18 protein-coding genes and 1 riboswitch are annotated in these 20,590 nt (G+C 59.4%); of the genes, 2 read left to right on the top strand and 16 right to left on the bottom strand.

The genetic code is table 11. The features are described from left to right. Nucleotide 1: 1 nt before the first annotated feature. Both pcaH and pcaC read right to left on the bottom strand, forming a co-directional pair. Nucleotides 2-730: a protocatechuate 3,4-dioxygenase subunit beta gene (gene pcaH / locus ACOTTU_RS14645; RefSeq protein ID WP_425659083.1), complete on the bottom strand. Its 729-nt coding sequence runs from the start codon at nucleotides 728-730 to the stop codon at nucleotides 2-4. After that, nucleotides 727-1,137, bottom strand: coding sequence for a 4-carboxymuconolactone decarboxylase (gene pcaC, locus ACOTTU_RS14650; RefSeq protein WP_425659084.1), 411 nt, complete (start codon nucleotides 1,135-1,137; stop codon nucleotides 727-729). The genes pcaH and pcaC overlap by 4 nt, the downstream gene beginning before the upstream one ends. A 119-nt stretch (nucleotides 1,138-1,256) precedes the next feature. Between pcaC and pobA the strand changes: the two genes are divergently transcribed. Further along, a complete protein-coding gene (gene pobA, locus ACOTTU_RS14655; RefSeq protein ID WP_425659085.1) occupies nucleotides 1,257-2,426 on the top strand; it encodes a 4-hydroxybenzoate 3-monooxygenase in 1,170 nt (389 codons plus the stop codon). A gap of 42 nt (nucleotides 2,427-2,468) precedes the next feature. Here pobA and ACOTTU_RS14660 read toward each other — a convergent pair whose 3' ends face one another. The 9 genes from ACOTTU_RS14660 to cbiE all read right to left on the bottom strand — a co-directional run bounded on the left by ACOTTU_RS14660 (nucleotide 2,469) and on the right by cbiE (nucleotide 13,335). After that, nucleotides 2,469-4,112 (bottom strand): sulfatase-like hydrolase/transferase, encoded by a 1,644-nt coding sequence (locus ACOTTU_RS14660; RefSeq protein WP_425659444.1) that lies wholly within the window; start codon nucleotides 4,110-4,112, stop codon nucleotides 2,469-2,471. A 388-nt stretch (nucleotides 4,113-4,500) separates the two neighbouring features. Beyond that, nucleotides 4,501-7,026, bottom strand: coding sequence for an EAL domain-containing protein (locus tag ACOTTU_RS14665; RefSeq protein ID WP_425659087.1), 2,526 nt, complete (start codon nucleotides 7,024-7,026; stop codon nucleotides 4,501-4,503). A 168-nt stretch (nucleotides 7,027-7,194) separates the two neighbouring features. After that, the gene (cobF, locus tag ACOTTU_RS14670) at nucleotides 7,195-7,935 is read right to left on the bottom strand and encodes a precorrin-6A synthase (deacetylating) (protein WP_425659089.1); all 741 of its coding nucleotides are present in this window, start codon (nucleotides 7,933-7,935) and stop codon (nucleotides 7,195-7,197) included. 65 nt (nucleotides 7,936-8,000) lie between these two features. After that, complete coding sequence (locus ACOTTU_RS14675) at nucleotides 8,001-8,678, bottom strand: energy-coupling factor ABC transporter permease (RefSeq protein ID WP_425659091.1); 678 nt, start codon at nucleotides 8,676-8,678, stop codon at nucleotides 8,001-8,003. A 57-nt stretch (nucleotides 8,679-8,735) separates the two neighbouring features. Further along, nucleotides 8,736-8,916: riboswitch (cobalamin riboswitch) on the bottom strand. A gap of 35 nt (nucleotides 8,917-8,951) precedes the next feature. Then, nucleotides 8,952-9,671: a uroporphyrinogen-III C-methyltransferase gene (gene cobA, locus ACOTTU_RS14680; RefSeq protein ID WP_425659093.1), complete on the bottom strand. Its 720-nt coding sequence runs from the start codon at nucleotides 9,669-9,671 to the stop codon at nucleotides 8,952-8,954. Beyond that, nucleotides 9,668-10,987, bottom strand: coding sequence for a cobyrinate a,c-diamide synthase (locus tag ACOTTU_RS14685; protein ID WP_425659095.1), 1,320 nt, complete (start codon nucleotides 10,985-10,987; stop codon nucleotides 9,668-9,670). Before ACOTTU_RS14685 ends, cobA begins: the two co-directional genes overlap by 4 nt. After that, nucleotides 10,980-11,774: a precorrin-4 C(11)-methyltransferase gene (gene cobM / locus ACOTTU_RS14690; protein ID WP_425659097.1), complete on the bottom strand. Its 795-nt coding sequence runs from the start codon at nucleotides 11,772-11,774 to the stop codon at nucleotides 10,980-10,982. The genes ACOTTU_RS14685 and cobM overlap by 8 nt, the downstream gene beginning before the upstream one ends. Beyond that, on the bottom strand, nucleotides 11,771-12,154 hold the full coding sequence (locus ACOTTU_RS14695; protein WP_425659099.1) for a cobalamin biosynthesis protein: 384 nt from the start codon (nucleotides 12,152-12,154) through the stop codon (nucleotides 11,771-11,773). Before ACOTTU_RS14695 ends, cobM begins: the two co-directional genes overlap by 4 nt. Next, the gene (gene cbiE, locus ACOTTU_RS14700) at nucleotides 12,136-13,335 is read right to left on the bottom strand and encodes a precorrin-6y C5,15-methyltransferase (decarboxylating) subunit CbiE (protein ID WP_425659101.1); all 1,200 of its coding nucleotides are present in this window, start codon (nucleotides 13,333-13,335) and stop codon (nucleotides 12,136-12,138) included. Before cbiE ends, ACOTTU_RS14695 begins: the two co-directional genes overlap by 19 nt. Between cbiE and ACOTTU_RS14705 the strand changes: the two genes are divergently transcribed. Then, nucleotides 13,334-14,089 (top strand): cobalt-precorrin-6A reductase, encoded by a 756-nt coding sequence (locus tag ACOTTU_RS14705; RefSeq protein WP_425659103.1) that lies wholly within the window; start codon nucleotides 13,334-13,336, stop codon nucleotides 14,087-14,089. The two genes, cbiE and ACOTTU_RS14705, sit on opposite strands and share 2 nt — an antisense overlap. Here the strand turns inward: ACOTTU_RS14705 and cobJ are convergent. Genes cobJ through cobN form a run of 5 tightly spaced genes read right to left on the bottom strand, consistent with a single transcriptional unit; the run spans nucleotide 14,062 to nucleotide 20,585 of the window. Then, the gene (cobJ, locus tag ACOTTU_RS14710; RefSeq protein ID WP_425659105.1) at nucleotides 14,062-14,814 is read right to left on the bottom strand and encodes a precorrin-3B C(17)-methyltransferase; all 753 of its coding nucleotides are present in this window, start codon (nucleotides 14,812-14,814) and stop codon (nucleotides 14,062-14,064) included. The two genes, ACOTTU_RS14705 and cobJ, sit on opposite strands and share 28 nt — an antisense overlap. After that, nucleotides 14,811-15,539 (bottom strand): precorrin-2 C(20)-methyltransferase, encoded by a 729-nt coding sequence (locus tag ACOTTU_RS14715; protein WP_425659107.1) that lies wholly within the window; start codon nucleotides 15,537-15,539, stop codon nucleotides 14,811-14,813. The genes cobJ and ACOTTU_RS14715 overlap by 4 nt, the downstream gene beginning before the upstream one ends. Continuing rightward, nucleotides 15,536-16,165 (bottom strand): precorrin-8X methylmutase, encoded by a 630-nt coding sequence (locus ACOTTU_RS14720; RefSeq protein WP_425659109.1) that lies wholly within the window; start codon nucleotides 16,163-16,165, stop codon nucleotides 15,536-15,538. Before ACOTTU_RS14720 ends, ACOTTU_RS14715 begins: the two co-directional genes overlap by 4 nt. Beyond that, nucleotides 16,162-17,298: a precorrin-3B synthase gene (cobG, locus tag ACOTTU_RS14725; RefSeq protein WP_425659110.1), complete on the bottom strand. Its 1,137-nt coding sequence runs from the start codon at nucleotides 17,296-17,298 to the stop codon at nucleotides 16,162-16,164. Before cobG ends, ACOTTU_RS14720 begins: the two co-directional genes overlap by 4 nt. Then, a complete protein-coding gene (cobN, locus tag ACOTTU_RS14730; protein WP_425659112.1) occupies nucleotides 17,295-20,585 on the bottom strand; it encodes a cobaltochelatase subunit CobN in 3,291 nt (1,096 codons plus the stop codon). The genes cobG and cobN overlap by 4 nt, the downstream gene beginning before the upstream one ends. Nucleotides 20,586-20,590: the final 5 nt, after the last annotated feature.

The raw sequence follows: 20,590 nt of genomic DNA on the forward strand, positions 1-20,590 counted from the left end.
TTTAGTTCCCCTCCGGACGAGTCTCGAAATAGGTTGATCGCCGCCCCCTGAGCACGATGTCGAATCTATAGGCAAGCGCATCCAGAGGCATCGAGGCATTCATGTCCAGCTTTGCGACCAACTGTTCACGCGCTGCTTCATCGGGGATTGTATTGACGATCGGGCATTTCTCGATCAACGGATCCCCTTCGAAATAAAGCTGTGTGACCAGACGCTGCGCGAAGGCACTGCCAAAAATCGACAGGTGAATATGGGCCGGTCGCCAGCTGTTTACCCAATTCCGCCAGGGATAGGCACCGGGTTTGACCGTGCGAAAGGAATAGTACCCTTCGGTGTCGGTGAGCGTTCGGCCGCACCCTCCGAAATTGGGATCAACGGGGGCAAGATAGCTGTCTTTCTTGTGTCGATATCGGCCCCCGGCATTCGCCTGCCAGGCTTCAACAAGCGTGCCCGCGACAGGGCGACTGTCCTCATCCAGAACCCGGCCATGCAGGATGATCCGTTCGCCGATCGGGCTTTCTCCCGGGCGGGCATAGTTTGTCAGCAAGTCGTTGTCGCCGACGGCGATATCGCCCTCACCAAAAACCGGGCCGGTTAACTCGGATGGGGAGTTCTCAAGGCTGATCAACGGAAACTGCGGGGACCGCGTAACGGAGGTCTTGTAGTCAGGCGTCAGGGCCGGTGGCTGCCAACGCCAGTCTCTTTGGTAAAAACCGCCTTTGTGCGTCATTTTTTTTGGTCTTTCCCGCCGGGCGCTGCCTTCGTGGCGTCCATTTCCGCAAAGGTCGCTTTCGCGAGTTTCAGCGCGTGATTGGCGCGCGGCACCCCGGCGTAGATGGCCACATGCTGAAAGGTTTCCTGAACATCGACGATGGAAGCGCCGGTATTGGCCGTCGCCCGAATATGCATGGGGATTTCGTCGAAGTTTCCGGTCGCCGCCAACAGTGCCAGCGTGATCATCGAGCGCTCGCGCGGCGAGATTGCATCAGACGCCCAGACGGTGCCCCAAGCGGCCTCCGTAATCAAATCCTGAAAGGGCCCATCCAATTCGGTTTTGGCGGCTTCAGCCGCGTCGACGTGCGCATCGCCAAGAATTTTGCGGCGCACGGACATTCCGGTCTCTGATCGATTGCTCAAGTCCTGACTCTCCCGATTTGAGCCGAGTAAACCAAAGCCAGAGACAAATTCATATGATCAAATTCCCGTTTTACTTCTCAGGGCCGGTATTTCAATGTGCCCTGGCGGGAGGAGCCGGAATGCGAACACAGGTTGCCATCATCGGAGGAGGGCCGTCCGGGCTGCTCCTGAGCCAGCTGCTGCACCGGCAGGGGATCGATACGGTCGTTCTGGAACGCAAGACGAAAGAGTATGTTCTGGGCCGCATTCGCGCCGGTGTTCTGGAGGCAGGGCTGGTTGATCAGATGCGCACTGCAGGTGTCTCCGAGCGGATGGAGGCAGAAGGTATTCTCCATCGCGGCACCGTCATTTCTTATGGGGATGCGCAGATCAACATCGATTTTCAGGCCCACACCAGCAAGAGCGTGATGATCTACGGTCAAACTGAATTGACGCGCGACCTCTATGAGGCGCGCGAAGCCATGAGTGGGAATTTGGTTTTTGGCGTCAACAAGGTCGAAATCAAAGACGCTGATACAAACGCGCCCCATGTTACTTATGAAATCAATGGATCAATGCACCGGCTGGATTGCGATTATATCGCCGGGTGCGACGGCTTTCACGGGGTCAGCCGCCAGAGCATTCCCAAGACGGTTCGACATGAATATGAGAAAATCTACCCCTTTGGCTGGCTGGGCGTGCTGTCTGAAACCCCGCCCGTTCATGATGAATTGATCTATGCCAGCTCCGACCTTGGTTTTGCCCTGTGCTCCATGCGCAATGCACAGCTCAGCCGCTATTATATTCAGTGTGATCTTTCCGACAGTCCCGAAAACTGGCCGGATGACGTTTTTTGGGATGCTCTGAAACGCCGTATTCCGGAAGAGCACGCTGATGTGTTGATCACGGGCCCCTCCATTGAAAAATCGATTGCACCCTTGCGTTCGTTTGTCTGTGAGCCGATGCAATGGGGACGGTTGTTCCTATGCGGTGACGCGGCCCATATTGTCCCGCCAACCGGCGCAAAAGGGTTGAACACAGCCGCAAGTGATGTTCACTACCTGTCTCAGGGCTTGGTGCAGTTCTATCAATCCGGCGAGACAGCAGCGATCGACGCATATTCTGCAAAAGCGCTCGAACGTGTCTGGAAAGCAGAACGGTTCAGCTGGTGGATGACCAGCCTCTTGCACAGATTTCCAGATCAAAACGCTTTTGATTTCAGAATGCAGCAAGCTGAGGTCGCTTTTTTGAGAGATAACCCCAATGCGCAGGCCGTTTTCGCCGAGAACTATGTAGGGCTACCCTATTGAGCAGATGATCGCCTTGCAGACGCGGAACCGTGGCGGTGTCGCTTAATCCTTCAGGTAATTCTTGCGCGCAGGTCCGCGATATCCGGCTGTCAGCTCCTCAGGCACTTCAGAGCCGTCGATGAGGAAAGGCAGTATTCCTTTACGGCTCGATGCGCCGCGCCCCGCTTTAATCTGTTCGTCAGAAATCGTCACACGCTGCGCCATTCGACGTCCCCATTGCGCAAGATCATCGTAGAGTTTTTCAACGACTTCGGCATGCAGATCGGTTTTGGCAAGATCGTGAAACTCTGCGGGGTCTGTCTCCAGATCGAACAGCATGGGGCGAAAGCCGCCTTCGGCATGGATCAGCTTGTAGCGCCCATCAAACACCATGAAGAGACGCGCATCCCGTGGTTCCAGACCAAGCGCCTGGCAATGGGATGTCCCTGAGTAGTCATACTCGCTAATGGCGAATGTGCGCCAATCGGGGGATTGGCCATGAAGCCAGGGCGTCAGCGCACGGCCCTCAAGAATATGATCCGGGATCTTACCTCCGGCGAAATCGACGAAGGTCGGTGCAAGATCGATGCTTTCCACCAAGGCGTCACATGTCGTGCCCCGCGTGGGCTCTGCCTCAGAGCGTGGATCATAGATGATCAGCGGTATCTTCACGCTTTGCTGGTGAAACAGATCCTTTTCGCCCATCCAGTGATCGCCCAGATAATCTCCATGATCAGAGGTCAGAACGATCATTGTATTTTGCAATTTTCCCGTACTTTCCAGATGATCCAGCAGGACACCCAGTTGATCATCGCATTGCTTGACCAGCCCCATGTAGGCGGGAATGACCTTGTTGCGCACGCTTTCTTGTTGAAACGCCCGGGCGACTTTGCTGTTGATGTAGGCCTCGTAGACAGGATGCGGATTGATGCGTTCATCCTCGTGCCGCAACGCCGGCGCCACGTGATCCGGCCCGTACATGCCGTGATAGGGCGCGGGCACGATGTAGGGCCAATGTGGCTTGATGTAGCTTAGATGCGCGCACCAGCCGTCCTGAGCCTGGTCGACATATTTGATGGCTTCACGTGTGAGCCAGGGGGTTTCGCTGTCTTCCTCACGGATGTTTGCGGGCCGGTCGGCATTGGTGAACATCCAGCCGGATGCCATATCACCCTGCGTCCCGATGCCTGCATTTGCGAAATGTGCCCAGGGGTTTTCGGAAGGATATCCCTTTGCTTTCAGGTATTCGTTGTAGGGCGATCTCTTCTCGTCATAGAACCCGTCTGGACCTTCGGCCCAAAGCCCGTCATCGCGTACCCAGGCGTCAAATCCACATTCTGATTGACGCACTCCGATGATAGCCGTCTGGTCTATGCCAAGCCGTTCCATACCCTCCAGATCAGCTTTCATATGGGTTTTGCCGATGAGGACACACTCCATTCCTTCGCGGCGCAGATGGTCTCCCAAGGTATGTTCGCCGACCCGCAAGGGAAATCCGTTCCACTGCGCACCGTGCGACGAAGTGTAACGTCCGGTGTAGAAGCTCATGCGAGAGGCCCCGCAGATCGGAGATTGGACAAAGGCGTTTGTAAACCGCACACCCATGCTGGCGACACGATCAAAGTTTGGCGTCTGCAAATGTGGGTGACCCGCGCAAGACAGATAATCAAACCGTAGCTGGTCATACATCACGAACAGGATATTCATTGCCGGTTTTGACGTTCGCGCAGCGTCAGTCATTTATAACCTTCCTTTAGATTTCGCTCAGCATTTATCTATCCTAGCGGAACGCGGCGGAGGTGCCACCCAATGTGTTGACGGGATGAAATTGATTTTGATCCATGGCGCGCAGGAAGGCGCGCGCTGCACCAAATCATCGAGTACTTTGCAAAATTCGACAGTTTTTACTATTCGGATTGTGTCATTCCGTCCGCCGCAAAGCTCGACTTCAGAGCAACTCGATGGCGGGGATGCAAAATTCAACTGCTATGGGTGTGAACCAAACATCTCTGGTAACCGCCGTCTTCGGATCAAACACTCGGACAGTGCCCTGCGATGGCTCTCAGGCCGCGAACAATTTCAGCTTCGCGTTTGCCTATCCGATCATCATGCGACCATTGTTACTGCGCAGATTCGTCACGAAATCGATAACCGCATCCGCACTCATCGGATGTGCCAGTCCATAGCCTTGCAGATAGCAACAACCGAGTTTCTGCAGTATGGCGACGTGGGCGGTGGTCTCGACACCCTCGGCGATGACATCAATGTTCAGCATTTTGCCTATGTCGATAATGGTTCGCACAAGTTTTTGCTGACGCTTGGAGCCGACGATTGGCTGCACCAGCGTGCGGTCGACCTTCAATCTTTTTGGCGCGATTTGAAGCAGGCTTGCAATTGAAGCGTGACCGCTCCCAAAATCATCGATTTCGACCTCGATGCCAAGCTCGCCTATCAGAGAGAGATTTCGGTCTATCACATCATTTTGGGCGTCCAGGAAGGCAGATTCCAGCAACTCGAACGAGAGCCGTCCCGTTGGTAAATCCAGTTTCCCAAGCCTGTCGGCAAGTCCTGGATCATTCAGCCGGTGTGAAGACACGTTCACCGAAACCTTGGGAATGTCCAAACCACGCGCTTCCCAGCTTTCCATGTCCCGCAGCGCTTGGTGCAAGACGAGTTCATCAAATTGTGCAAGCAGCCCCATATCTTCCGCCGTCTGGAGGAACTCATTTGGCATTATCAAACCAAAATCGGCGCTTTCCCACCTGACCAGCGCTTCCATACCCGTGAGCTCAAGTGTTTTTGCATCGAATTGGGGCTGGTAATGGCAGGTGATTTCACCCTGATCGAACCCGGCCAGCAGGGCGTCGAAAGAGTTTTTGCGCCGACGCGCCTCTTCCTTCATCTTGCTGTTGTAGAACCGGTAACGACCCCGCCCGGCTTTCTTGGCTTCATACAAGGCAAGATCTGCGTCAATGAACAGATTGCTGTTTGCGTCCTGATGTACGGGTGAGACTGCAATGCCAATGCTTGTGCCAATGTTGCATTGCTGTACGCCGTAATAATAAGGCGCTGACATATCGGCGATGATCTTTTCTGCAATATCCGTCAGGATATCCTTAGGGGGTGCATCAATGAAGAATGCGACGAATTCGTCGCCGCCCACGCGGGATACAAGAGCGGAATCCGGCGTATTGCGTTGCAGTATATCGGCGGCATGCTTCAACGTGGCGTCGCCCGCATCATGTCCCAACGTATCATTGATCTGCTTAAAGTGATCGATATCGAAGTGTAGCACAGCCATTTTCGATGGATGTTTGTGAGCTTTTTTGCTGTGTTCAGTATAAATCTGATCAAGGTGTCGGCGATTTGCCAGACCGGTCAAGGCATCATGCCTGCTCTCATGCTCAAGCCTCAGCCGTGCCTGCTCCAGCTCCTGGGCTCGCTCATGGTCGTTTGTGACGTCAAAATTCACCCCATAGTAACGCGGGCCGGTCTGCACATCGTCCACATATTTACCACGACTGCGGATGTAGCGAATTGATCCGTCGGGCGCTAAATGCCGGTAGTCATAAGCAACGTCTACCTGCCGCTCAAGACACTCTTCAGCATATGCAAGGGTAGCTTCGCGATCATCCGGATGGATGAAATTGGCCCAATCGTCGCCATCACGCCTGTTTTTGCCGTCCTTGATACTGAACATCTTAAGCAACCTGTCGTCCCAGAAAGCTTCGTTGGTGTTCACGTGAAACTCCCAACGTCCCATCTCGGCCGCTTCCATTGCAACATCCAGACGCTCGGCCATCCTGAGCCATTCCATCTGCACCGTCTTGATATCGGTGATGTCTGTATCAGTGCCGACAATTCGTGCAGGCTGCCCCTGCGCATCGCGGCGCACCACGCGGCCACAGCTCAGGATGCAAATCCAATGCCCTTCAGCATGGCGCTGCCGAAATTTGTAGTTGATGATATCGGTTTCCCCGGACTCCAGACGTTGCAGCTCTTCTTTGATGTGGTCCAGGTCCTGTGGGTGAATGGTCTTTAGCCAATCTTCGGTTGTCTCGGGAGCGGCTTCATCCACTTCAAGGCCGCGGAGCGCGCGCCATTCCGGGGACAAGCGATGCCGTCCACGCTCGAAATCATGGTCCCAGACACCTTGGTTTGCGCAGGCCAAAGCGAATTTCCACGGCGCTTCCTCTGCGTCCAGGGCATCGGGTCGCTGCATGTTTGACGGCGTATGTGCCTGCTGAAATAGAAAACCGGTCAGGTTGTCATGACCGTCTTGCAAGGGGGTTATTGAAAAGTGATGCGATGTGTCGCCAGCATTGATACAAGTGTGGATCGGCAGCCCGTCGCAGGCCTGCATCTGAGCCACTATTTCCGAGACCTCGTCAGGTGACGATGCTGTCAGTAGGCTGCGCGCATCTGCCCCCTGAAGGGGTGCTGGCGCATTGCCTGCAAAAAGAGATCGGAACAGATGATTTGTGCAAACAACATGGAAATCCGCCCCAACATAAAACGCCGGGACGGTCAACGCATCGACAAGCGGGCTTATGGCCAAACCCGGACTGATGTTCGATCTATGATGCATCACGCCCCTTTTCACGGACCTGCATGAGGTCATAAGGCGTGGGATTTAAGGTCCAGTTATCACTTAAAAGTCTAACTGTTTTGTTCTTTTGCGCCAATTCTGGCTGTCAATCAGAAGTTCTTTGCGGATGCGCCTGTCAAAAGATGTGCAGAGGCGTGATCACCGAAGCATCCCTGTCAGAGGGCGCCAGGAGAGCCTCTATCAGGCATTTCGGCTTAGCAAATAGGTATCCATAATCCAGCCGTGCCGTGCGCGCGCTTCCTTGCGGGTGGCGACAATCCTTTCGGCGGCTTCAGAAATATGCCCGCGATCCAGAATTTGTTCTTGCATGCCTAGATAAGCGCCCCACCAGATCATCATGTCTTCTGATTGGAACTGCTGGAATCCTGCTTCACCATCCAGCATGACAACGACCCGCTCGACACCTTCGGGCCAGCCTTCGTCGCGCAGGCGCCTGCCCGTTGTGATGTGGATGGGTCCATTGATATCATTCAGGGGTATCGCATGCGCTGCGGTGAGGGCCTGAATAGATGTAACGCCGGGGAAAACGCGGATTTCTGGTTTCGGGACTAGTCTCTGGGCGATGCGTAACGTGCTGTCATAGAGCGACGGATCGCCCCAGACCAGCAATGCGACGGGCCCCGGTGGTGTGTTTTTGTCTGAGGCTGCGTGCCATCTCTTCGCAATTTCATCATGCCAACTTTCAACCCGTTCCAGATAAGGCAGGTTTTCATCCCGAAGCGGATAGTCAAACGGCACAATCTCGGCCTCTGAGCCACTGGCTTTGATAATCCGGTGACGCAACTCGGCCAGATCGTCTTTCCCTTGTCCCTTGTGCGGCATCAGGATGACCGACGCATCGCGAATAGCGGCCATGCCTTCCCCGGTGACGTGGGCCGGGGAACCAGTGCCAATACCGATGAGCCAAAGGGTGTCGATCACTCTGAATTTCCCAAAGAAAATCCCGGACCCCGCCTGGGGATCCGGGACCGTGATTTGCGTGACGATCAGGCTGCGGTGTAGAGGCGCTGCGTGAACAGACCGGATATGGATTTGAAACGCAGGGTTTTTGCGCCTGCCAGAACCGCCAGGTCAGCGATGGGTTCAATCAGCACGACAAGCATGTAAGCGAGACCGAAGGTCAACACGGACTGGAATGTTTCGGCACCGATGCCCTGACCGTAGAACGCCCAGAAGGCGACCCATGCCACAACGCCACCCTGATAAAGGCCGGACAGCTTCAGAACGTCCGAATAGGCCAGATCGACATAGGCTTTGTCTTCGGGGATGAACCGGCTGGCCACTGCGTGCATGGCAAAGAGCGGGACAAGCAGGGTGGTCACATTGACGAAGAACATTGGCATATCGCTGGGCGCGAAGAACGTGCCCTGGATCAACAGGCCCAAGGCAAGGCCCAGGGCGGCAGGCGCGGCACCCATCAGCAAAAAGAGCGTTGTTCCCAGGATGAAGTGCACTTCGGAGACGCCAACCGGGAAATGCGGCAGAACTTCAAAGAAGATAAATGTGCCGATGGTGGCCATGGCGGTGCGCGCCGCGAACGAGCCGATGTTGCTCTTGGCAAGATCACTCAGCGCCAGTTTGGCCGTATATCCGGCGGCACCCGCTGCTGTTGCATAGGCAAAAGCCATTTTGGCCCCGTCTACGACACCCGGTTCGATATGCATGTTTGCGTCCTTTCTCTGCTGCCCCTCCGGCAGCGCTTGGTCCGTGCGAACACGGGGGGATTATCTTTCGGAACGGCAGGTCTCCTGACTTGCGGGTCACTGCGCGCGGGTCCTTCCCAGCCTTTGGCCAGTGGGTCATCCGTTGCGCTTGCCGCTTACAGTTGCGGGGGCAGTCCGGGCCTTTCACCCAATTCCCTTTTCAGCCACAGAATGTAGCACCGTCCTTTAGTCCTATCCCCGATGCTCGCGCTCGAACAAGCAAAAAAACGACTTTCAACTCTCGGCAAACGGCCCATAGAGGATCAGGGCGGGTTTATCGCTGATTTCCTGCGCCAGATTTTGGGCCAATTCGGAAACTGTGGTGCGTATGATCGTCTGATCGGGTCCGCTGACGCTCTCGGCAAGAATCGCGGGTGTATCGGCGGGCAGTCCCTTTTCGGTGAGCGCTTCGAGCAATTTGGGAAAAGTGCGCTGGCCCATGAAAACCACCGTGGAGGCAGAAGGGTCCGCCAGCGCGTGCAGATCAAGATCGGGGGGGAGTTGCCCGCTCACATCGTGGCCGGTCACAAATTGCACACGGCGCGCGGTCAGACGACGCGTCAGCGGTATGCCCGCGGCGGCCGCAGCGGCGCAGGCAGACGGGATACCGGGGATGATCTCGTAAGGAATACCTGCATCGCGCAGCGCGATCAGCTCTTCTTCGAGACGGCCAAATAGACCGCTGTCGCCGGATTTCAGGCGCACAACCCGTTGATCCATCTGCGCATATTCCACCAGCAGACGGCTGACGTGATGCTGTTTTGGTGAGGGTCTGCCCGCGCGTTTGCCGACCCCGACCAGATCAGCGCCGGAGCGGGCGTGGCTGAGGATCGGACCGGAGGACAGATCATCAAAAAGCACCGCATCCGCGCGTTTCAACCGGTCTACGGCCTTGAGGGTCAGCAACTCCGGATCCCCGGGGCCGGAGCCGACGAAACTCACAAAACCGGTCATTGGGCTTCCTCAGCCGTGATCAGGTGGAAAAACGTGCCCGTGACATGGCCGCGATGCGAGCCCGTTTCGGGAACGGCATTACCATCCGCATCGGCCACACGCGCGAGGGGCGCATCAGGTTGTTGGAGGATGGTGGAATAGTGGAATTCATGACCGCGCAGGGCCGCACTCGGCGCGTGGCCGGGCAAGGGTGCTTCGAGAACCGCGCGCCGGTATCCAAGGTGGAATTTACGTTTTTCGTAGCTGGTGACCAGACCCAGCAATCCGGCCATTTGGTGGCGCGTGCCCGCCTTGTCGATCAGCGCTTCGCCCAGAGCCATATAGCCGCCGCACTCGCCGTGAACGGGTCGGGTTTTAGCGTGTTTCGCAAGGCCGGATTTGAAGGTTTCCGCCGCAGCCAGGGTGCCACCATGCAGTTCCGGGTATCCACCCGGCAACCAGACAAGATCCGCCTCTGCGTCGGGAGCTTCATCGGAAAGCGGCGAAAACGGCAGGATTTCAGCGCCATGGGCGCGCCAACCTTCGAGCAAATGCGGATAGGTGAAGGAAAAGGCAGCGTCCCGAGCCAGCGCAATCCGCTGTGCCGGTGGCTTCGGGAGCTGTGTGCGCGCGTGGACGGGTATCTGCCCTCTGGCGGCAGCCCGGATTGCGGCAATATCCACATGCTCTCTCAGAAAATCCGCGTAACCGGCAATGGCCGCGTCAAGATCGGGATGCTCGACCGCCTGTATCAGACCGAGGTGGCGTTCCGGCAAGGTCAGATCGCCGCGCCGGGGCAGAACGCCCAGAACGGTGATGTCCGCCTGTTCCATCCCACGACGCGCCAGCCGTTCATGACGCGGCGAGGCACAACGGTTCAGGATCACACCGGCAAAGGGAACATCCGGGTTATAGGCCTGAAACCCGAGCGCCGTCGCAGCAGCCGATTGCGCCTGCCCGCTGACGTCCACGATCAGCACGACGGGCCACCCCAAACGCTGCGCGGTCTCTGCACTACTGCCAAATCCGCTTTGCCCGCGCGTGGCGACACCGTCATAGAGCCCCATTGACCCTTCGGCGACACAAATCTCGGCCCCTTTTGCCTGATCGCAGATCGCACCAAGCAGGTCCTCGCCCATGGCCCAGGTGTCGAGGTTGAAGGACGCGCGCCCGCTGGCCGCGTGATGAAAGGCCGGATCAATGTAGTCCGGCCCCGATTTGAAAGGCTGCACGTGCAATCCGTCATTGGCCAAGGCCCGTAGCAGGCCCAGCATGACGGTTGTTTTGCCCGTACCTGAAGACGGCGCGGAAATCATGATGCCGGGCATATCAGTCATCGCCGTGGCTCCAGCTTGCCCAGGGACTTTGCGCCGATTGGGGCCGGTATCGCCGGTCATAATCGGCGGCATAAAGGCAGCTTTCGTCAAAGCCTTCACCCCTCAACGCCGGACCCACGAGGATCAGTGCGGTACGGGAGATGCCGTCATCCATCTTGTCCACGATATCCGAGAGCGTGCCCCTGATGATCTGTTCATCGGGCCAGCTTGCCCGGTAGACCACGGCAACGGGACACTCAGGACCATAGGCGGGCGACAGGTCAGCAATCACCTGGGAAAGGTTCTGCGCCGACAGGTGGATCGCCAGCGTTGCCCCGGTTGCGGCGAAATTTGTGAGCGTCTCCCCGGCAGGCATCGACGACGCACGCCCCGGGGTGCGGGTCAGAACCACCGATTGCGCCAGACCCGGCAATGTGAGTTCGGACCCAAGTGCTGCCGCCGCCGCCGCAAAGGAAGGCACACCGGGGGTTACGGAAACCGGGATGCCTGCGTCGCGCAGCCTGCGCATTTGTTCGCCCATGGCTGACCAGACCGAGAGATCGCCCGAATGCAGACGTGCCACATCCTTGCCGTCGGCGTGGGCTGCGCGCATCGCTTCGATGATGTCATCAAGGCTCATCGCGGCGGTATTCACAACCTCCGCGCCGTCCGGGCAATGTTGCAGGATCGCTTCGGGCACAAGGGACCCGGCGTAAAGACACACAGGGCAGGCGGCAATGATATCTCGCCCCCGAAGGGTCAGCAGGTCCGGCGCGCCGGGTCCGGCGCCAATGAAATGAACGGTCATGTTTTCTCTTTCACGGCGAGCGCACAGGTCGCCAGTTTATCTGCGGAGATATGTCTTGCGGTCATCAATTGCGCCCCAGGTCCGGCAGCGGCCAGAGCGGCGGCTTCGGCCACGGATCCGATGTTGCGTTCCACGATGGATTTCAGCGATTGGGTCACGGTGGATTGTTGTTCCAGAACATCCGCGGGGATGCTCCTGACAGGCACGCCGATCTCCTCGGAAAAGAGGCGAAACACTTCCGTTATGGCTTTGTCATCGGGTGCGGCGATACATTCGGGCATCACATCCACGCAGGCGCGTTCAAATGCATCGGTCAGACTGCCAACGGAAGCGTCTTTGCGAAATCCAAATCCGGCAACAATCATAGGGTCACGCTCCATTGTACGATGGGGTAGCTGGCTTTCCAGCCGCGTCGCGGACCCAAGGCTTCGGACCGGGACAAATCCAGCCGGAGCAGTTCACCCCCCAGCCAAGCCTGCGCGCCCAGCACCAAAGCTTCGCTTTCCAGCGTCACGGCATTTGCCACGAGACGCGTGCCGGATGACAGGTTTGATTGCAGCCAGTCTAGCAGTTCGTGGCTCAACCCGCCGCCAATAAAAACTGCCTGCGGGTCTTGCAGGTTTTTGAGGGCCTCGGGCGCGTGTCCCGTGATGGTTTCCAACCGGTCCACACCCAATCGTTCCGCGTTGCTTTTGATGCGCGCTGCGCGGTCCGCGCGTGGTTCAACGCAGGTTGCCCGAAGCGATATGTGGCTCAGCAGCCATTCAATCGCAATCGAACCGGACCCGCCGCCAATGTCCCAAAGATGCTCAAACGGGCGCGGGGCCAGCGCGGACAGAGTCATGGCGCGCACCGGGCGTTTGGTCATCTGACCATCACTTTCAAACCACTCATCCGCACGGCCGCTGGCCAGAGGCATCGCCTGACCCTCGCCTGCGATGTCAACAGCGACGCATACCGGGTGGGTGAAGGGTTTCGGCACCACCGCATTGGCTTTGAAGGTGGTCACGCATTCCCTCGGACCGCCCAGTGCTTCGAAAACGGTCAGTGTGGCCGCACCAAAGGTCTCGTGCGTCAAATATGAACATAATTCTTCAACGGCGGACCCGTCACGCAGCAGCACGATCATTTTTGCGCCTTGCGCCAGTGTCGGGCGCAAACGTGTTAAAGGTGCTGTATGCAGGCCAAAGCAGGGTGTCTTTTCAAGCGACCATCCCATGCGGTTCGCTACTTGAGAAAAAGTCGACGGCGCGGGCAGGCTGGTCCATTCACCGTCTGCCAGATGCCGGGCAAGCGTTGCGCCAGCACCGAACCAGAACGGATCGCCGGAGGCCAGAACCACGACCTGCCGACCACGCAGCCCCAGCAACGTATCAATGCCATCGGCAAAGGGGACGGGCCATTCAATGGTTTGGCACGGCAAGCTGCCCAGCAGCGCAAGATGGCGGGGCGGACCCATCACGATTTCTGCGGCGTTCAGGGCGGATTTGCTTGCAGGCGGCAGGCCATTGAGGCCATCTTCGCCCAAACCGATTATGGTCACCCAAGGAGCCTCAGACATGGCACCAAACCTGCTTGTTCTCGGCGGCACAACCGAAGCCACCGCGCTGTGTTGCGTGCTGGCGGCACAGGGCGTTCGCGGCACCGTTTCCTTTGCCGGGCGCGTTGCGCGACCCGTCCGTCAACCGCTGCCCCAGCGGGTGGGCGGGTTTGGCGGGGTGGACGGTCTTGTGGCCTTTCTGCGGTCCGAAAAGATAACCCATGTGGTCGATGCAACCCATCCTTTCGCGGCACAGATGAGTTTCAATGCGGTTGACGCCTGTGCGCGCACCGGCATTCCGCTTGTGGCTTTGACCCGCGCACCCTGGTGCAGCGTGGTGGGAGATACGTGGACCCATGTGCGCGATATCGCATGTGCGGTTGCCGCCCTTGACGGACCGCCGGAACGGGTGATGCTGGCCATCGGGCGCATGCATCTGGCCGATTTCGCGCCGAACCCGCAGCATTTCTACCTTCTGCGGCTTGTTGATCCACCGCAGGAGCCGCCGCCCTTCCCGGACCACCATGTTCTTGTGGATCGCGGACCGTTCGATAGTGACAGTGATCTCGCGCTGATGCAGGAGCATCGAATTTCGTGGGTTGTGTCCAAAAATTCCGGTGGCACAGGCGCTTACGCCAAAATCGCTGCAGCGCGCAGGTTGGCTGTGCCGGTCATCATGATCGACCGACCGCCGGTTCCGCGACGTCTGGAGGTACATAGCCCGGAGGCGGTTTTGCACTGGCTGCATCACGGGGTCACCGATCTGGGCGTATAGACAATGGGCGCCCTCTCTCGTTCAATGATCCGTGTGGATGAGGATCCTACTATCACCATCGTGCGCATATCGGCCATGTCCGGTTGTGCCTCCGCCAGCGGAACAACGCGGATCTCTTCCTCGGGCGTTGTGACGGCGCGCGCAAAGATCACCGGGCGGGCATCGCCACAGGTGGCCTTCAGAATGTCCAGCGTTTTCGCAAAGCCTTCGGGGCGCGATTTCGAACGTGGATTGTAAAAGGCCATGGCGAAGTCAGCTTCAACAGCCAGCCGCAAACGCTTTTCGATCACGGCCCAGGGTTTCAGATTGTCGCTGAGGTTGATGGCACAGAAATCATGCCCCAGCGGCGCGCCTGCCTGTGCCGCCGCAGCCAGCATGGCGGTGATGCCCGGTGCCACGGTGATCTCCAGATCCCGCCAGAGGGCCGGGCCTGCCTCAACCGCTTCAAAAACAGCGGCAGCCATGGCGAAAACGCCCGGGTCGCCCGAAGAGACCACAACCACGCGCCGTCCCGCCGCCGCCATTTCCAACGCATGGCGCGACCGGTCTATCTCGACCCGGTTATCGCTTGCATGAAGCTCCAGACCAGCACGCTGTTTCACGCGAGCCACATAAGGAATATAGCCGACAATATCCGTGGCCTCAGCCAGCGCTTTGCTGACCTCGGGCGTGATCAGATCGTCACGGCCCGGCCCTAGCCCTGCGATGACCAGCCAGCCGCTCATGGTCGGCGTCCCTGACCGTGCACCACGATGATGGAGAAGTAAGGCGTGATCCTGTCACCGGCCTCTGCCAGCTTCTGCACGGATTGATTGGGCATGCTGGCATATTCAACGAGCCAGGCGTCGTCGAATTTTCCGGCCTGCTTCAGCGCCGATTTCACCTTGTCAAAGTGCCTGCCTATTTTCATCACCACGACCGCGTCACTTTGCGCCATGCGTTCGGCCAGAATGTCGCCGGGCAGGGTGCCCATCAGAACGGTCAGGATGTCGTCACCCCAGGTGACCGGTTGCCCGGTGGCTGTCCAGGCCGCTGACATGCCGGTGATGGCAGGCACAACCTGAACCGGCACATGGTTTTTCAGCCGCGTATAAAGATGCATGAAGGAGCCAAAAAAGAACGGATCGCCTTCACAAAGCACCACGACGTCCTCGCCGCCATCAAGCAAGCCGCGCAAGTGCCGTGTGCAGTCGGAATAGAAATCGGACAAGGCGGCGTTATAGCCCGGATCGGTCACCGGGATTTCCGTGGTGACCGGGTATTCCATCGGAAATTCAACCACATCAGCGCGCATCATCCCGTTGACAATACGGCGTGCTTGCCCGGACCTGCCTGCTTTGCGAAAAAACGCCACGTGGCGCGCGTCACGCAGCAACCTGTCCGCGCGCACGCTCATCAGGTCGGGATCGCCCGGGCCCAGACCCACGCCGTGAAGGGTCCCCGAACTCATTCCGCGCGGCTCGCGATGGCATTGATGGCGGCCACGGTGATGGCGCTGCCGCCCAACCGTCCCTGAACGATGCAACAGGGCACCGGTTGATCGGCCCAAAGCGCCTCTTTGCTTTCCATCGCACCCACAAAGCCGACCGGGCATCCGATGATGGCGGCAGGGCGCGGGCAGGCCGGATCCTGCAGCATGTTGAGCAAGTGAAACAGGGCCGTCGGCGCGTTGCCGATGGCGACCAATGCGCCGCTCAGATGGGGCCGCCACAACTCAAGGGCCGCGGCGGATCGGGTGTTTTTCATTTTCGCAGCCAGATCGCGGACACCGTCCTCATGCAGGGTGCAAATGACTTCGTTGTTTGCAGGCAGGCGCGGGCGCGTCACACCCTCGCTGACCATACGCGCGTCACACAAGACGGGCGCACCGGCTTGCAACGCGGCCCGTGCGGTATCCGCAAAACCGGGGGAAAAACGGATGTGGTCTTCCAGCCCGACCAGACCGGCTGCATGGATCATGCGCACAGCAATCTGTTCTTCATCCTTTCTGAAGCGTGCGAGGTTTGCCTCAGCCCGGATGGTCGCGAAAGACTGCTGATAGATCGCAGCCCCGTCTGTTTCGTAGCTATAACTCATGGATGGCTCGCCAATTCTGCCAGAATGTCGTCGGGCCGCAGCCCTGATTTTTCCGGGGCATCCCACGCATGCCCCTTGCGAACAAGATCAAATCCACCGGCATTACCGACAAAAACCATATCTGCGCCGGATTTCCTTGCACATCCCTTGGCGCAGCCCGATATATGCAGGCTGCCGCTGATGCTGGGCGCGAGGCGGCGCGCAAGTTCACGTGTTTTCACCGTCGCGCTGGCACAGAAAGGTGCGCCGGGGCAGGCGTCGATCTTCAACAGGGGATCGTCGGGATGGGTGACAAAACCATCTAGGTTTCTTGCCTGAGCACCTTCCAGTAGAATCAGCCGCCAAGGCGTCAAACGTATGGCTTGCACGTCGTTTTGCTGTATCAACCGGGTCAGCGTTTCGACATGCATCTGACCAAAAGCCGCGCCCACCAGCGTGCCAAGAGGGTGCTGACCGGGCTTCGGCTGCCGCGTCGCGGCTATCGGCGCGCAAAGCTGCCAGCTTTCCGGCAAAGACCTGTGCGACAGGATATGCGCCATGCGTCGGTTTTCGGCTGTGCGGTTAGCCGCAAACCACTCGCCCAGTTCCAAAACAGCTGCGATCTCCTCTCCTCTGGCCACGGGCAATCCTTTGATCGCCCCGTCAGCGCGCACCAGACTGCCTTGGTCATATCGCTCGATCCGAATGTCGGCTGAAGCGTTTTGCAATACGCGCTCCGGTTCCAGATCGACCGCAAAACCGAATTTGGCGGGCAGCTCTGGCAGGTCTGGAAGCGCCTGCAAAAGCGCGCGCGCGACGCGGGCGGTCTCGCCGTCATTTTCCCAAAAGGGCGAGACAATGATATTTCTGCGCGCTTCCAGTTCCGGGGTTTCATCCAAAAGCCCCAACGCGTTCAACCCGTCCAGAACCGTGTCGAAACCACCATCCGTGACACCGCGAATTTGCAGGTTCGCGCGATTGGTCAGATCAATAAATCCGTTTCCATATGTCTCAGCGAGATCACACAACCCAAGCATTTGTGCAGCGGTCAGGCGCGCCAAAAACGGGCGCACGCGCACGATCAACCCATCGCCCGATTGCATGGGGCGGAAAGCGCCGGGGCACCAGCCCTTGACCGATGGGCGCGCGATCATTGAGCGGCCTCTAGACTTGCAAGGATCGAATTCCGGCGCGTTTGCCACAAGCCTGCGGCATGTAATTCGGCAAACCGCTGCACCATGGCGTCGCGGGCCTCGGGGTTGGCGTCTTGCAGGAATTGGTCCGTCTCTGCATGGCCGAGCGTGGCATCATGGTAGAGATCAAAAAGATGCGGGGAGACCGCCCCGGCCAGATGCGCGAAAGCGGCCATGTGATCGAGCGTTGCGGCAATTTCCGCGGCACCTCGGAAGCCGTGATTGCGCATGCCGTCGATCCAAGCGGGGTTCGCGGCGCGGGCCTGAACCACACGCGCGATCTCTTCCGGCAGGGCGCGCGCACGGGGGCGGGTGGGGTTCGTGTTGTCCAGATGATAAAGGGCGGCAATGCCCCCCGTGATCGCCTGAGCCGCCGCAAACCCGGCCTCATGTGCGGCATAATCCGCGGCCAGCAGCAGATCAGTTTCTGGCAGATCCTGCGCGTGCACGAAACTGTCGGCCTGCGCGACGCGCCTGCGAATTCCGGCCTCATTTCGCTGGGCGTCCTCCCCCTCCAGCGCCCAGGTGCTGGCGCGTAGCCAGGCCTCCCCGGCAGCTTTGCGGCCTGCTTCAGTGAAAGTCTGGGCGGCATCCGTCATGCCCACGCCAAAGCTGCCCGGGGCTGGGCCGAAGACGCGCGCAAGATCGGACCCTTCCACATAGGGGTTCCAGTCGGGGGCCTCATCGCGCGCCGCAAGTGTCCGTATTGCTTGGGAAAATAGTGAGGACAGGGTTGGGAACACATCGCGGAACAACCCGGAGACACGCAAAGTTACGTCGAGGCGCGGGCGGTCCAGCTCGGTGATTGGCAGCACTTCGATGCCGGAGACGCGCTCCGATCCTGCATCCCAGACAGGCCGCACCCCCAGCAGGTGCAGCGCCATGGCAAAATCCTCGCCAGCCGTGCGCATGGTGGCCGAGCCCCAAAGATCGACAATCAGCCCCCGGGGCCAGTCGCCTGCGTCCTGCAAGTGCCGCCGCACCAGTTCTTCCGCCAACCGGACGCCCTGAGCATGGGCTGCGCGCGTGGGCACGGCGCGCGGATCGGTGGTGTAGAGGTTGCGGCCCGTGGGCAGCACATCCGTGCGGCCGCGATAGGGGGAGCCGGAGGGACCGGCCGCGATCCGCCGCCCGTCCAGCGCCGCCAGCAGGGCGCTACGTTCAGACTGCGCCGATGTCTGCGTATCAAAGCCTGTTTTACCGGGCGGAGACCTGCCCCAGATATGCAGACCTTCGCCGAACTGGCTTTCCTTGATGTCGCAGACAAAGCGGTCGATGCGGGTGATGGCCTCGGCGCTGCAACTGGCCTGCTCTAGCCCTAAATCTTGTTCTACGCCAAGGGCTTGCGCCTCAGTGCGGATATCGTCCTGCAACCGGTCGCGGCGGCGCGGGTCCAGCCCGTCCGCATTGGAAAACTCATCCAGCAGCGCCTCCAGCCGGACCAGCCGTTCAGGGGTGTCGCTGGGGCGCAGGGGCGGCGGGATATGGCCCAGCGTGACTGCGCCGATGCGCCTTTTGGCCTGGGCCGCCTCGCCGGGATCGTTGACGATGAACGGATAGATAATCGGCAGCGCGCCGGTCAACACATCTGGCCAGCAAGCTCCTGATAATGCGACAGATTTTCCGGGCAACCATTCCAGCGTGCCATGCGCGCCGATGTGAACCAGCGCATCCACACGTGATTGCAGCCAGAGATAAAAGGCCACATAGCCATGGCGCGGCGTGCGCGACAGATCGTGGTAGTCATCGACCCGCTGGGCCGCCCAGCCGCGTTCCGGTTGCAGCGCGATCAGGGCCTTTCCCGCGTGGCTGACCGGGAATTCAAACGCGCCGTCGCAGACCATCGGGTCGTTCTCGGGCGGGCCCCAGACAGTCTCAAGATCGCGGCGCAAAACCTCCGGCAAGCGGGCCAGTGCGGCGCGGTAGGACGTCAGACCCCAGCGGGAAACACCTTGTATGATTTGCGTATGACATGTGTGCACAGATGGTATGTCATATCCATGCCCGTGCAGATCTGCCAAAATCGCCTGCGCGGAGGCGGGCGCATCAAGGCCGACGGCGTGACCCATGTTCCAGTCCTTGCCGGGATAAGTGGAAAGCAGCAGGGCGACGTGTCGCTCACCTGCGGGTTTGCGCGCCAGCTCCAGCCAGCCGTGCACGCGGGCCACAACCGCTTCGACCCGCTCGGTTTCCGCCGCATGGGCAAAGCGCGCGTATTCCAGATGGGCATCCCGCACACCCGGCTCCTTGAAGGAGACGACACCGCCCATGATCCGCCCGTCCACTTCCGGCAGCACCACATGCATGGCCAGATCCGCCGGGGACAGGCCTCGTTCGGCCTCGGCCCAGGCCTTGCGCGTGGATGTGGCGAGCGCCACCTGAAACACCGGTACGTCTGCGGCGTCCAGCGGCGATGTCCCGTCCTCGCCCTTGCCGCTGAAAGCGGTGGCATTCACAACCGCCGCCGGTGCCAGATGCGCAACCTGACGGCGGAGCCAGCCCGCCGCCTGCGGGGCCTTGAGCGAGGGCGTAAAAAGACCAAGCACGTCATAGCCGCGCGCTTCGAACGCCGCGAAAAGCGCCTCGACCGGGGCGAGATCGGCGGCCACCAGATAGGAGCGGTAGAAGGTCACAAGGATGCGCGGTTTTTGATCTGGTTTTTGCGCGAAGGCAGGGCAGGTCACACCGTGCGCCGGTGTCCAGGCGCCGACGGATGGCAGGGTCTTGGCGCCTTTGACTGGCCCGGCATAAAGCCCTGCGGCGAGTGCAAGCTGTGCAAGGGCCGCCTGTGCCGCGACAATGCCGCCGGTATCGCACAGATGGCTCAACCGGCGCAGGGTGGAAACCGGCAGGGTGGCGAATGCGTCCAGCCGGGTATCGATGCGTCCGTCCGCTGGCAGAACCGCCAGCGCGATGCCGCGGCGCTGGGCCAGCGCGCGGACCTGTTGCAACCCGTAGGACCAGTAAGGCACGCCGCCGATGAGCCGGATCAGAATGCCCTTTGCCCCCTCCAGCGTCTGCGCCACATAGGTGTCGACCGACAGCGGATGTTTGAGCGCTACCAGATTGGCCAACCGCAGGCTGGGCAAGCGCCCCTCCGGCCCGCCGCCGCGCCGCCAGCCTTCCGCAAAAGCGCCAAGGTCACTGTCGGAGAACGACAACACCACCAGATCGGCAGGGCTCTGGCCCAGATCCGTCGGCGTCTCGGTCTCCTCCAACCCGTGGCTTTCGCGGAAAACGACGTGCATGGCAG

The sequence above is a fragment of the Roseobacter sp. EG26 genome (genome assembly GCF_049830555.1).
Lineage (GTDB): Bacteria > Pseudomonadota > Alphaproteobacteria > Rhodobacterales > Rhodobacteraceae > Roseobacter.